This window comes from Chryseobacterium sp. FH1, assembly GCF_000735135.1.
Classification (GTDB): domain Bacteria; phylum Bacteroidota; class Bacteroidia; order Flavobacteriales; family Weeksellaceae; genus Epilithonimonas.
On the sequence record NZ_JPLZ01000003.1, the window covers coordinates 109962 to 122853 of the forward strand.

At 37.9% G+C, this 12892-nt stretch carries 13 protein-coding genes; 7 read left to right on the forward strand and 6 right to left on the reverse strand.

Translation table 11 applies throughout. From position 1 onward, the window contains the following. Nucleotides 1–12: 12 nt before the first annotated feature. The 3 genes from IO90_RS04805 to IO90_RS04815 all read right to left on the reverse strand — a co-directional run bounded on the left by IO90_RS04805 (nt 13) and on the right by IO90_RS04815 (nt 1465). Nucleotides 13–420, reverse strand: a complete 408-nt coding sequence (locus IO90_RS04805; RefSeq protein ID WP_034964525.1) for a type II toxin-antitoxin system VapC family toxin — start codon at nt 418–420, stop codon at nt 13–15. Then, nucleotides 420–659: a DUF6364 family protein gene (locus IO90_RS04810; RefSeq protein ID WP_034964526.1), complete on the reverse strand. Its 240-nt coding sequence runs from the start codon at nt 657–659 to the stop codon at nt 420–422. The genes IO90_RS04805 and IO90_RS04810 overlap by 1 nt, the downstream gene beginning before the upstream one ends. A gap of 251 nt (nt 660–910) precedes the next feature. Further along, nucleotides 911–1465, reverse strand: a complete 555-nt coding sequence (locus tag IO90_RS04815) for an L-threonylcarbamoyladenylate synthase (RefSeq protein ID WP_034964527.1) — start codon at nt 1463–1465, stop codon at nt 911–913. A 285-nt stretch (nt 1466–1750) separates the two neighbouring features. On the opposite strand from IO90_RS04815, the gene IO90_RS04820 reads away from it, so the two are divergent. The 5 genes from IO90_RS04820 to IO90_RS04840 all read left to right on the forward strand — a co-directional run bounded on the left by IO90_RS04820 (nt 1751) and on the right by IO90_RS04840 (nt 7815). Continuing rightward, on the forward strand, nt 1751–4315 hold the full coding sequence (locus IO90_RS04820) for a TonB-dependent receptor domain-containing protein (protein WP_081871774.1): 2565 nt from the start codon (nt 1751–1753) through the stop codon (nt 4313–4315). A 39-nt stretch (nt 4316–4354) separates the two neighbouring features. Continuing rightward, nucleotides 4355–5524 carry a hypothetical protein gene (locus IO90_RS04825; protein WP_034964528.1) on the forward strand — a complete coding sequence of 390 codons (1170 nt, stop codon included), beginning with the start codon at nt 4355–4357 and terminating at the stop codon, nt 5522–5524. 183 nt (nt 5525–5707) lie between these two features. Beyond that, entirely contained in the window at nt 5708–6400 is a 693-nt protein-coding gene (pepE, locus tag IO90_RS04830) for a dipeptidase PepE (RefSeq protein WP_034964529.1), read from the forward strand. 131 nt (nt 6401–6531) lie between these two features. Beyond that, complete coding sequence (locus tag IO90_RS04835) at nt 6532–7218, forward strand: XAC2610-related protein (RefSeq protein ID WP_034964530.1); 687 nt, start codon at nt 6532–6534, stop codon at nt 7216–7218. Between the two features lie 3 nt (nt 7219–7221). Beyond that, nucleotides 7222–7815: an HD domain-containing protein gene (locus IO90_RS04840; RefSeq protein ID WP_034964531.1), complete on the forward strand. Its 594-nt coding sequence runs from the start codon at nt 7222–7224 to the stop codon at nt 7813–7815. Between the two features lie 157 nt (nt 7816–7972). Here the strand turns inward: IO90_RS04840 and secG are convergent, their stop codons facing one another. After that, nucleotides 7973–8314 (reverse strand): preprotein translocase subunit SecG, encoded by a 342-nt coding sequence (secG, locus tag IO90_RS04845; RefSeq protein ID WP_034964532.1) that lies wholly within the window; start codon nt 8312–8314, stop codon nt 7973–7975. A 61-nt stretch (nt 8315–8375) separates the two neighbouring features. Continuing rightward, the gene (locus IO90_RS04850) at nt 8376–9200 is read right to left on the reverse strand and encodes a T9SS type A sorting domain-containing protein (RefSeq protein ID WP_034964534.1); all 825 of its coding nucleotides are present in this window, start codon (nt 9198–9200) and stop codon (nt 8376–8378) included. Nucleotides 9201–9291: 91 nt separating this feature from the next. On the opposite strand from IO90_RS04850, the gene IO90_RS04855 reads away from it, so the two are divergent. Together IO90_RS04855 and IO90_RS04860 are read left to right on the forward strand one after the other, a co-directional pair. Beyond that, a complete protein-coding gene (locus IO90_RS04855) occupies nt 9292–11289 on the forward strand; it encodes a S9 family peptidase (RefSeq protein WP_034964536.1) in 1998 nt (665 codons plus the stop codon). Between the two features lie 84 nt (nt 11290–11373). Next, complete coding sequence (locus tag IO90_RS04860; protein WP_034964538.1) at nt 11374–11919, forward strand: hypothetical protein; 546 nt, start codon at nt 11374–11376, stop codon at nt 11917–11919. An 80-nt stretch (nt 11920–11999) separates the two neighbouring features. Here the strand turns inward: IO90_RS04860 and IO90_RS04865 are convergent, their stop codons facing one another. Further along, nucleotides 12000–12866, reverse strand: a complete 867-nt coding sequence (locus IO90_RS04865; protein WP_051878299.1) for an aldose 1-epimerase family protein — start codon at nt 12864–12866, stop codon at nt 12000–12002. Nucleotides 12867–12892: the final 26 nt, after the last annotated feature.

The window sequence follows — 12892 nt, forward strand, 5'->3', positions numbered from 1 at the left end:
TTGTGAGTCGTTTTACTTTTTCAGATATTCTCCCGCTGTTAAAACCGGAATTTTTGAGTTTTTGAAATCCTTTTTATTCCTTGTAATGATGATGTCTGAGTCGTTGTCCATTGCTGTGAAATATTGCAATCCATCTTCAAAATCATTGAAATCCGAAGCCAATGCCAATTCGATAGATTTGTCTTCCAAAGGTAAGACTGTAACCAGAACTTTAAATTTCGCCAAGTACTTCCTTGCATCTACTTCCTTATGGTGTTTTGCAATGGAGTAGTAGGCATTAGCAAATGATAAAGCGGAAATACATAAGTTAATCTCTTTTTTATCACTTAATGTGAAGAGATCTTGGGCGTCTTTATAAAAAGGTTCGCGTTTGGCTAAGAGATCGATGATGATATTGGTGTCAACAAAAACTTTTTCCACTACTGATATTTTTTATCGATGTAATTTCTATAATCTTTCTTCTCATCATAATCATTCGGGATTATTCCTGTGAGACTATCAACCAAAGAACTTACGGATGGCTGTTTTTTTGTCTCCCTGGTCAATGAATTAAGATAATTTTCTATGAGTTTGGAAAGACTGACTTGATGGTTCTTAGCGTAAGATTTGGCTTCGTCTATAATTGCTTTGTCAAGGTTTAATGTGAGTTTCGTATTCATAATAAACTTATTTACGTGTAAAAATAATAAATTATCACGTAATTTTCCTCTTGAATAATAAAATTTATAAGAAAGTTCTGGTTTTCAAGACATTTTGACTTTTAATTTGACTTCGTAACTGAAATCAAGAAATTCTGTCCGCAAAAATCTTTCGGTATTTCTTTTGCGATAAGAGTAAATACAAAAAGTAGTTTTTTTTCATAGTTTATTTTCCGGCGGATGATCTTGCAAAAGGTCATCCGCCGGTTTTTTTATTCGCGAAGGATTTTGATCTGGCTGTTGTTCCAGATCTTGATAACCGACGAGCCGGGATATTCCGAAACCTTGTCGTGAAATTCCTCTACAATATAATCCACCGAATTTTTGATCTCGTCGGAAATATCAGAAAACTTCAAAGGGGATTTTTGTCCGCTCAGGTTTGCCGATGTTGAGACCAAAGGATTGTTGAGTTTTGTGATGAGTTTTTTACAGAAATCATTTTTCACCAAACGAATTCCGATGCTTCCATCTTCTGCCAATAATTCTTTCGGGAGATTTTTTGGATTTTCATAGACGATGGTCACGGGTTTTTCGCTGACGTCCATAATTTGCCAAGCCATTTCGGGAACATCTACGAGATCTTGCAGTCGTTTCTCGGACTCTACTAATATAATGAGTGATTTGTTGGGTTCACGTTTTTTGACATCAAAGATTTTTTGGATGGCATCTATGTTAGTAGCGTCGCAACCGATTCCCCAGATGGTGTCTGTCGGGTAAAGGATGGTTCCGCCGGAGCGTAAAATTTCTAAGGCTTGGGTAAAATCCATTTTCAGGGTGATTTTTGGGAGTTTTTTAATGTTAATAGATATTTAAAACAGTAATGTGTTGATATCAGGAGGTTTGACCGGTTTCTGATATTTTCGCAGTTAAAATTATCTGGTGCAAATTTAACAAATAATGAACAGACTTTTAAAAAGTCTTAACCTGTTCACTTTGATTTAACATAATCTTGATTTTCGTAACAGGATGTTAAAAAATAGTTGTTAATTCTTATACATTCGGATTGCTTTCCAAAGTATTTCTTTGGCAACGAAGAAAAAAGGAAAGTTAAAATGAAAGCAAAAACAATAAGCATCAGTGCTTTGTTTCTTTGTATGTCAACCACGATGTTGTTGGCACAAAATTCAACCGATACGTTGAAAACTGAAAAGAAAATCGATGAGGTGAAAATCATCGGAACTTCTAAGAAAGGTGCAGAAGCCAACATCATCTCGACTCAGAGAAAATCTGTGGAAGTGATCGAAAGAGTGGGTTCTGTCCAATTGGAAAAACAAGGTATTGGAGATGTTTCTGTAGCAGTTACCAAAGCAACAGGTTCTCAAAAGCAAGAAGGAAGCGGACAAATCTTTATCCGTGGACTTGGAGACAGAAACAATTCCACGACCATCAACGGCCTTCCAATTCCGTCCAACGATCCGATGTACAAAAATCTGGATCTATCCATCATCAAAACGGATATGATTGATTTTATAGGTCTGGAAAAAGTGTATCAACCAAAACTTTGGGGCGATATTTCAGGAGCAAACGTGGACATCGTTACAAAAGTTTACACTGGAAAACCTTATTTTAAAGTCAACTTAGGATCATCTGTGAACACAAACGCAATCCGAAAAAATAATTTTTATCTTCAGGACGGTCCTGATTATTTCGGATTCAAACAGATCAACAGACCTTCCAACGCAAAATTGGCAACGCAAGGCTATGCATTTTCAACATCTTGGAACAATAAGGAAAGATTGACGCCGATCAATTCTAATTTAGGCGTTGACTTCGGAACCAATTTTAGAATTGGAAGCCAAGGTAAATTAAGTATTTTCGGATACGGGAATTTTGACAATGAATATTCTTTCGTAGAAGGAAATATAGGCTCATCATACAACAATATTGGTTCTGCATTGAAAGAACTTTACGGTCAAGAGTTCAGATATCTTACCAACACAACAGGATTGTTGAACGTGAATTATAGAATTAATCCAAATCATTCTATCAATTACAGTTCTAATTACATCCATACAACCGAGCAAAAATTAGGAAATTACAGCGGATACATTCGTGATGTCAACGAACTTTTAAACGAAAATCAGGAAAGAATCGAAGTGGCAAATCTAAGAAGAGCCTTGTACAAGACCAATGATCTTTTCATCAATCAACTTCGTGGCGAGCACAAATTATCTGATCCTTTGAAAGTCGTTTGGAATGTTGGTTACAACAGATTGGACAGCAGAAGACCAGACAGGCAGCAGAATATCTCAGTCTTCAATACAGAAACTGGAAACAATTATTTCTCTAATAGTAACCCTGGCGCCAATCACAGATACTTCGACAAATTGATAGAGAACGACTATGTTGGCGATCTTCACGCAGACTATGCTTTTTCTGACAATCTAAAAGTAAGTTTGGGATACAGTGGAAGAATGAAAGACAGCGATTTCCGTGCGTATCAATATAATTTTAGAATTCTTCAGCCACAGGGAAACTATTATCTGGATCCGCAAAATTATGATGGATTCTTTAATTTGAATAATTACACAACGGGCAACTTATTTCAGATCTCAACATTCTGGGGCGATATCAAAGATCCTCAGCAAGCTTTGAAACCACAGTTTTACCAGTCCAAATTATTCAACAACGCAGGATATGCTAATATCGAGTACAAGCTAAGCGATAGATTTACAGGGCAGTTGGGCGTTCGTTATGACAACTTGGATCAAGAGATCACTTATATGACAGCGATCTTTTCGAATGGCGGAATCATCAACAAAAATTATTCGAAACTCCTTCCTTCATTGAATTTGAAATATGCTGTAAACGACAATAATAACTTGAGATTCTCAGCTTCTAAAACTTACACAACGCCACTTTTGATAGAATTGGCACCGTACGAATACGAGGAAATTGATGAGTTAAGCTTTGGAAACGTAGACCTGAATCCTGCCGACAACTACAACGTGGATTTGAAATGGGAATGGTTCCCAAACAAAACGGAGGTGATCTCCTTGACTGCTTTCGGAAAATACATCATAGATCCAATTGCAAGAGTCACGGTTAACTCTTCTTCCAACTCGGTATCTTTTGTGAACACGGGCGACAGCGGAAGGATTTTCGGATTGGAGGCAGAGGTGAGAAAGGATTTGTATCAAGTTAACAACACGCGTTTTTACACATTTCTGAACGCGACGTACATTAATTCTCAACAGGATTTGAGTAATGATAAAGTGGCTTCAGAAAATCCAAACTCCAGAGTTTCTGTGGATTTCATCAAAGACAAAGACAAGATGCAGGGTGCATCAGATTTTTTGGCCAATGTCAATTTAGGCTGGGAGCAAAAATGGGGAGATGGAAACGCTTTGGACTTTGTGCTTTCCTATTCTTACATCTCAGACAACATCTACGCATTGGGATATCAAACCAAAGGAAATATAGTAGACAAATCCATAAATACCTTGGACGCCATCGTAAAAATGAGATTTGCCGGCGGATTAGAAATCTCATTGACAGGAAGAAACTTGATCAATCCAGAATACAGAAGAGTTCAGGCCAATGACAATGGCGATGTAACCGTAAGAAGCTTCAAAAAGGGAATGAACTACGGAATCGGATTCTCTTATGAATTTTAAAAATAAAAAATAAACATATAATAAATTAAAAAAAAGAAAATGAAAAAGTCTTATTTAAAATTGATTGCAGCAGCATTCATTATTTCAACAACAGCAGTATCATTTGTAGCTTGTAGCGATAACGATGATGATGAGATCCCAGTAGTATCACCAGTGGGAATCGCTTCTAATCCAAACGATTTCAAAGGAGAAGTGAAATCAGGAGAGACTGTAACACTAGACGCAACAAAAGTTTACAAAATCACAGGTTCGGTGATCGTTCGTGATGGTGGTAAATTGGTAATTCCTGCAGGAACAAAATTAGAAGCTTCAGGCGGTACTTCTGCTTTCGTGGTAGTAGAGCAGGGCGGACAAATCTTTGCAAACGGAACAGCCGCTTCACCAGTAGTTTTCACGTCACCAGCAGCAACGCCAGGAAGTTGGGGTGGTGTAGTACTTTGCGGTAGAGCACCTATCAACAAAGGGACTACAGCCACATCAGAAGTTGGAAATGCAACTTATGGAGGAACAGTGGTTGGAGATAATTCAGGATCTATGACTTTCGTAAGAATAGAGTATGCTGGAGCAATCTTCACAGGTGAAAAAGAATTCAACGGACTTTCTCTTTTCGGAGTTGGTAACGGAACAAAAATCGACAACGTTTCTTTGGTAAACGGATCTGATGACGGAATTGAATTCTTCGGAGGAACTGTGAATGTATCAAACATTGTATCTATCGGTAATGAAGATGACGCTTTTGACTGGACAGAAGGTTGGAACGGAACTGCAACAAACATCTATACAAAAAGAAGAGCAAACGGTGTTGGAAACAGAGGTATCGAGGCAGATAACAACTCAAACAACAGAGATGCATCTCCAAGATCAAACCCTACTATCAAGAATGCAACGTTCATAGGATCTACTTCTGGAGAGTCAGACGGGATGAAATTGAGAGAAGGAACTCACGCTACAATAGATAATGTTGTTCTTTCCAACTGGACTACAGGGATCAACGTAGAACACGATCAATCCGTGGTTTTCTTCAACGGAGCAAACAAAATCACAAGAGTGAAATTTGATAATATAACAACAAAAGCATCTGTAAAAGCAACTGCAGGTAGCGCCGCTGCTACACTTTTGGCGAACACTTTCACAGAAGATTCTTCAGCTAACGGTGCTGGTAACGGTACAGCTACACCAACTTGGGCTACAGGCTGGGCAGGATTATAAACTTTCTTTTTTCTTCATATCAAATCAAATTTATTTGAGCCCGCAATTCATTTTGCGGGCTTTTTTTTGTTTTGAATCAAATCGGAAAAGAATATTGTTAAAAAATCTAGGAAAGATTATATCTCAGTTAAAATAACAATTCCGAAATTTGAAAAATCATTTATCGATTATCATTTATAAATTATGAATATCATCCTCGCATCCACATCCACACTCTTCGGCGGACAATATTTGGAATATCTAAAGCCAGAACTGATTGAATTATTCGAAGGCATCACAGAGATCATCTTCATTCCATTCGCAAGACCGGGAGGAATTTCCCACGATGATTACACGCAGAAAGCAAAAGACTTTTTCGCAACGATTAATATCAATGTCAAAGGTCTTCACGAGTTTGATGACAAAGAGGAAGCTGTCAATTCTGCCCAGGGATTTTTCACTGGTGGAGGGAATACTTTTCTTTTGGTCAAGACTTTACACGAATTTGGATTAATGAAAATCCTGAAAGACAATATAGAATCCGGAAAACCATATCTCGGTTGTAGTGCAGGGAGCAACATCGGTGGCGTCAATATGAAAACCACGAATGATATGCCAATCGTCTATCCACCAAGTTTCGATTGTATGGCGTTGGTTCATTTTAATATCAATCCGCATTACCTCGATCCAAATCCCGAAATCAAACACAACGGAGAAACCAGAGAAACCCGAATCAAAGAATTCCTGACGCAAAATGACATTAAAGTCGTTGGACTCAGAGAAGGCAACTGGATCAGAAGAATCGGAAACAGAGTCACCACAGAAGGGTCAGAACTCACAAGAATCTTCGAAAAAGGAAAAGAGCCGTACGAAATAGAATCCGGGACCGAATTATAATTGATGAGCAAAGAAGTTGAGATATGCAGGTAGGAGCAAATCCGATTTAAGAATCCAAAGGGGCGAAGCTCCGAAATATCGGTAGAATATTTGTAGCGAGTAAGTCATCATTAAGGATAAAATTAAAGCTTATGAAAACTAAATTCGGATTTTTATTAATAGCCTTAAGCCAATTTTATTTGGCTCAAAACAATTACATCATCAAAGACGGCTCAAAACGTTTCGATGCTCATGTCACCGTTCAATCTTGCAAAGGCGATGATTGCGGCGGAAAGGGAATTGTAAAATTGATAGACAAAAAAACAAACCAGCTTTTCCAAACTTTTGAGTCAGACGATCTCAGTTTGTTTCTGGACAAAGATCAAAAACCAACGGTCAACGTCATTCAGTTGTACAACGAGCAAAGTCCTTTGATCTTCGATGATTTCAATTTTGATGGCTCCGAGGATTTGGCAATTCGGAATGGAAACCAAAGTGGTTATGGCGGACCATCTTATGATGTTTATGTTTATCATTCGACCAAAAAACAATTTGTGCCAAGTGACGAACTGACAAGTCTGGCCTACGAAAATCTGGGAATGTTCCAGACTGATCACAAAAGGAAACGCTTGGTAACTTTTGCAAAATCCGGCTGTTGCTGGCACATCACCACAGAGTATGCAGTCGTCCCAAAGAAAGGTTTGGTTAAAGTCTATGAATTTGAAGAAGATGCAACCGGTGGCGGAGAATTCGTAAAGGTGATCACCCGAAATCTCATCAATAACAAATGGGTCAGCAAAACCAAAAAATATAAAATCGACGATTATTATAAAGATTAAAAAATGAAAATCCAGAAAGAAATAGATTTCATCTTAGCGGTGGACGCGCTCAAAAATGTCCAAAGAAGAAACTACAACGCCGACGATTCCAGACGAGAAAATACGGCAGAGCACAGCTGGCAGATTATCATTTTGGCGCAGGTTCTTTTTCCTTATGCCAAAAACAACACCGATATTGATTTGCTGAGAGTCATCAGAATGTTGTCCATTCACGATCTTGTGGAGATAGACGCGGGAGATACTTTTTTGTTTGATGAGGTCGGGATGCAAGGCAAATTCGAGAGAGAAAAAATCGCAGCAAAGAGAGTATTCGGAATTTTGGATGAGCCACTTTCATCAGAATTCTACAATCTTTGGATAGAATTCGAAGAAGAGGAAACGCCCGACGCTATTTTTGCCTGCGCAATCGACAGAATCATGCCTTTCATTCTCAATGCTCACACATCTGGCAAAAGTTGGACAGAAGCTGGCGTCACAGAAAAACAAGTGCGAGGAATGCTGGAAAATGCCATTTGTAGAGCTTCCGACGAGATGGAAGAATGCTTCAAAGCATTGATGGAACTTTGCCTTGACGGAAACAAATTGGTAAGAAATTAAAGTAAGTGTTTAGGGAAATTTAAACATACATTTTCATTAATTAAACATTTGAATACTAAGCCAATAGCCAGAAGCAAATTGCTAATACCTACTCGTAACCACAAAAAACGCCTCGATGATTTCGAGGCGTTTTTATATATTCTTGAAATAATTTTTTTTATTTAGCAGCAGGCGTTGTAGTTGCTGGTGCGCTGTTCGCTGGAGCTTGTTGTACTGGCGCGCCAGACTTCGTAGGAGTTGGGAAAGATGGTGCTACCTGTGATGGCTTTCCTGTAAGGATGATGCTTAGGAAAATCAAAACAACGATTGTTGCTCCTAGGCTCCAAGTGGCCTTCTCCATAAAATCATTGGTTCTTTGAACCCCAAAATTAGCTGCAGATGTTCCACCAAAAGTTCCGGAAAGTCCCCCTCCTTTTGGATTTTGAGCCATAATGATAATAACTAATAAGATGCTCGCAATGATAATCAGGATCATAAACAGCGTAAATATTGTGCTCATAGTATAGTCTTAGTAATAAATTTTGAAGCGCAAATATATGGATTTTAATCAATAATAAAACTTATTTCTTGATAAATTTTACAATATTGGTTTCGTTGCTTAGAGATTTTAGTTTGATGAAGTAAACACCTGTTTTCAAATTTCTAATATCAATTTTTCCACCTTTGAAGTTTTTGCTTAGAATCAATTTTCCGGATTCATCTATCACTTCGTAAGCGATGAAATTTTTCTCAGATTCTATATTCACATAATCCTGAACTGGATTTGGGAAAATCTTTACAACTGCGATTTTTTTATTGGGATCGCTCACTGCCAGCAGACAAGCTGGCGGATTAGTAATTGGTCCTGCGGAATAATCGTAGAAAACGGTGTCTTCGGTTGTGATGTTATAGAATTTATAAAGATCTGTCATAAAGGGAAATTGACAATTGTTAAATTCAACAAGACCTACAAAAAAGCCCAATTCACTTTTATACCAACCTTCGCAGACTGCTGTCATAGGATTTCCTGGTCCCCAAATGTCAATCGTAGTTTGTGGATCTACAGAGTTTGCAAACGAACAAGCCGAACTCCAGTTGGATGGCGCTTTGAAATAAACGGTTTTTGTCGGAAAGTCTCCAAAATAGAAAGTTCTGCTGTAAACTTGTCCGGTTGCCAATTTTGCTTTCAAAATTGTTGTTTGAGTAATATTAATGTTCACATTATTCAATCCCGACGGAGAATTATTCGTAGGTTCAGATCCATCTGTGGTGTAGTAGATTCTTCCATTTCCAGTAATGGTTGCATTGTAAGGTTCGAAGCTGTGATTTCCGGTAGGTTGAAAGCTGATCTGTGCAAAATAGCACTGACAAGCAATCATCAAAGTAAATAGTAAAAGTTTTTTCATAAGATTAGTTTTTAAATGGTTCAACCCAAATTTACGTTATATTTTAATAACTTCGTCCGAGCTTTTTTAAAAAACAATTATTTTTATAAAAATGAAATTTAAACATATCCTCGTTGCAATGGCAGCAACACCATTTATGATGAATGCACAACAGGTAATGACTGCGGAAACGATGTGGACGCTCAATCGTTTGGGTGTACAGTCCGTTTCTCCGGATCATCAATCACTGATCTACAAAGTGAGCAAAACGGACCTTAAAACCGAAAAGTCAAATTCCGAAACATTCTGGTTAGACCTTTCTGGGAGAGCTACAAAATTAGATCTTGGAAAGAAAAGCTTGATTCAATGGGATAAAAACGGAATTTATGCTTTAGAGAAAAATCAAATTTATCTGTCAAAAGACTCAGGGAAAACTTGGGCAGAATTTTATAATATTGGCGAAGTTGACAACATTGTGATTTCTCCAGATGGAAAAAAAGTAGCGTTCAGCAAAGCCGTTCACATAGAGAATCTTCTTGGGAAAGACAAACATAAAGATCTTCCCAAAACCACAGCGCAGATTTATACAGACCTGAATCACCGCCATTGGGATGCTTGGAACGAAGGTTCCTACAACCACGTTTTCACGGTGAATGTTTCAGAATCGGTTGACAAGGCCAAAGATCTTCTGGAAGGCAAACCTTTTGATTCGCCTCAGAAACCTTTTGGTGGCGCGGAAGATTTCGTTTGGAGTCCGGATTCTTCGGAATTACTGTATGTCACCAAACCAAAATCGGGCGAGGAATATGCAAGAAGTACCAACACCGATATTTTTGTGTACAATCTGGCTTCCGGAAAAACGACCAATCTTTCTGAAGGAATGATGGGTTACGATTTGAATCCAAAATTCAGTCCAGATGGGAAGTCGCTTCTTTGGTTGAGTATGGAAAGAGATGGATATGAAGCAGACAAAAATGACATCGTGGTGATGGATTGGAAATCAAAATCTAAAACCAATCTGACCAAAGCTTGGGACGAGAGCGTTACAGGCGATGTTGCGTGGAGCAAAGATGCAAAATCTGTTTACTTCACAGCTGCCTTCCGTGGCACAAAACAATTATTTTCCGTTGATGCGAAAAGCAAATCGGTAAAGCAAATCACAAAAGGCGATTTTGATATCAATGATATCGTTATCGATAATAAAAATAAACTTTGGGTTACCAAAACCGACATCAATCACAACGCCGATCTTTTCGAGGTAGATTTGAAAACCTCTGCTTTGAAACAGATTACGGATGTCAATAAAGATAATTATTCCAAACTGACCGCAGGAAAATCTGAATTGAAAATGGTAAAAACCTCGGATGGAAAAGAAATGGGCGTTTGGTTCCATTATCCGCCGAACTTCGATCCCAATAAAAAATATCCGACGCTTTTATATTGTCAAGGAGGACCGCAATCTGCACTTACACAGTTTTTCTCCACGAGATGGAATTTCGCTTTGATGGCTGCCAACGATTATATAGTAGTTGCACCGAATAGAAGAGGAATGCCAGGCTGGGGCGTAGAATGGAATGAACAGATAAGCGGTGACTGGGGCGGACAGCCGATCAGAGATTATTTGTCGGCGGCAGATTTTGCCAAGACTTTGCCTTACGTTGACGGTTCCAGAATGGCAGCTGTTGGTGCAAGTTACGGTGGTTATTCAGTATTTATGTTGGCTGGGATTCATCAGAACAGATTCAAGACTTTTATTGCGCACGACGGTTTGTTTGATATGAGGTCTTGGTATGCGACCACTGAGGAACTTTGGTTTGCAGATTGGGATTTGAAAGGTTCTTATTGGTTCAAGCCCATGCAAAAGGCTTACGCGAAGTATAATCCAATCAATCACGTTGAACGCTGGAATACGCCAATCATGGTCATCCAAGGCGGAATAGATTTTCGCGTTCCTTATGAGCAAGGTCAAATGGCATTTCAATCTGCAAAACTGAAAGGTTTGAAAACCAAATTTCTTTACTTCCCGAACGAAAACCACTGGGTTCTGCATCCGCAAAACGGTTTGGTTTGGCAAAGAGAATTTTTCGAATGGCTGAAGGAAACTTTATAATCTAAAAAAAATCATTAAAAATCAAATTGCAATCGAATTATCGGTTGCAATTTTTTATTTTAGCTAAATATAAACAAACACATTATGAAAATTTTATTGCCAATGCTATTCATCGGAACATTGATGAATGCCCAAGTTTCAAACATCGTAAGACATCAGGATTCTTACAAAGATTTCCCATATGAGGGAACCAGAATAGTTCAGGTTGATGAAGCAAATTCTCCAAATAATGAAGACAATGTTTTCATTTTTTCTAAAATTGAGAAAAATTCGAAACCAGACAAAATGACTTTTCAAAGGTTCACGAAAATCAACGGAGATTGGAAAGTTGTAGCCAAAAAACAAATTAATTATCCAGGAATAATCAGTGCTTGGGGACAACGCAAAGCCTTTGCAGATTATGACAAAGACAAAAGCATTGATGCACTTTTCATCTATTCACTGAACGATTATGATTTCAAACAACAATCTGTTCATCTGATATTTTCTAAAAACTCGGAGCTTTACGAGATCTCAACTTCTACAGAAAGTGGTTATTCGAAAGATGTTTATTCAAGCAATTTCAAAAGTTTGCCGGAAAATATTCAGAGCAAGATTTTAGAATATTGGAATAAGTTAGATAAGAAGTAATTTTATTTTTTTAATACAAAACCCCTTCAGAGTTTTAAACTCTGAAGGGGTTATTTTTTGCGACTTTGCTATAAAAAAAATCATGCAATCTCAACCGCCCAATCAGCTTTCCAATCCTCTTTTCTTTCCAGTTTCAAAATCCCAAATTTCTGTGTGAAATCCTGGTTGTGGTCTTCGAAATCAGCAATGCCTTGCCAAGGTTCCAAGCAGACGAAATCCGCATTTTTCGAGGCCCAAATTCCAAAATAGGGAAAATTTGAAAAGGTGAAAATAACGTTCTCCTGATTTTTATTATTTCGCAAAATCAACTCTCGGCTTTTCATATTCGTCATAACCAAAGCATCTTTGGAGAACAATTCATAAGTCAAAGGAAGTATTTTATTTTCGAGATTGATAGTTTTGGTTTCTTTGCTGATGAGGTTGTCAATCAAAGGATGGATTTCCAGTTTTTCATCATCAGAAAAAAGAATTTCATAGTCATTGTAATTCAATCCATTTTTGGTGTCAATCGCAAATCCCGGATGTGCGCCGAGCGAGAAATACATCTCTTTTTCAGACTTGTTTTTCACGTGGTAAGAAACATTCAGTTTATTTTCGACCAAAGTGTATTTTATTTCCAAATTGAATTCGAAAGGATAGAATTTCAGGGTTTCTTTGTCAGAGTGTAATTCAAAAACAACTTCATTTTCAGAAGAATTTTTCACTTCGAAGAATTTTCTTCTGGCAAAACCGTGTCTTAGCATTTGGTAAGTTTCGCCTTCGAAAATATAAGAATCGTCTTTCAAAGCGCCAACTGTTGGGAAAAGCACTGGACTTTTGCCACTCCAAAAATCAGGATTTCCTTCCCAGATGATCTCTTTTCCGGTTTCAAGATTGATGAGTGAAACCAGTTCTGCACCAAGTTCGTTGAATGTAGCTTTTAGTTTTTTGTTCTGAATTTGAATCATAATTAATATTTTGAAATTTACTCGAT

Coding starts and splice junctions, on each gene's coding strand:
- IO90_RS04810 (WP_034964526.1), bottom strand. CDS start 659: ATGAATACGAAACTCACATTAAACCTTGACAAAGCAATTATAGACGAA.
- IO90_RS04815 (WP_034964527.1), bottom strand. CDS start 1,465: ATGGATTTTACCCAAGCCTTAGAAATTTTACGCTCCGGCGGAACCATC.
- IO90_RS04820 (WP_081871774.1), top strand. CDS start 1,751: ATGAAAGCAAAAACAATAAGCATCAGTGCTTTGTTTCTTTGTATGTCA.
- IO90_RS04825 (WP_034964528.1), top strand. CDS start 4,355: ATGAAAAAGTCTTATTTAAAATTGATTGCAGCAGCATTCATTATTTCA.
- pepE (WP_034964529.1), top strand. CDS start 5,708: ATGAATATCATCCTCGCATCCACATCCACACTCTTCGGCGGACAATAT.
- IO90_RS04835 (WP_034964530.1), top strand. CDS start 6,532: ATGAAAACTAAATTCGGATTTTTATTAATAGCCTTAAGCCAATTTTAT.
- IO90_RS04840 (WP_034964531.1), top strand. CDS start 7,222: ATGAAAATCCAGAAAGAAATAGATTTCATCTTAGCGGTGGACGCGCTC.
- secG (WP_034964532.1), bottom strand. CDS start 8,314: ATGAGCACAATATTTACGCTGTTTATGATCCTGATTATCATTGCGAGC.
- IO90_RS04850 (WP_034964534.1), bottom strand. CDS start 9,200: ATGAAAAAACTTTTACTATTTACTTTGATGATTGCTTGTCAGTGCTAT.
- IO90_RS04855 (WP_034964536.1), top strand. CDS start 9,292: ATGAAATTTAAACATATCCTCGTTGCAATGGCAGCAACACCATTTATG.
- IO90_RS04860 (WP_034964538.1), top strand. CDS start 11,374: ATGAAAATTTTATTGCCAATGCTATTCATCGGAACATTGATGAATGCC.
- IO90_RS04865 (WP_051878299.1), bottom strand. CDS start 12,866: ATGATTCAAATTCAGAACAAAAAACTAAAAGCTACATTCAACGAACTT.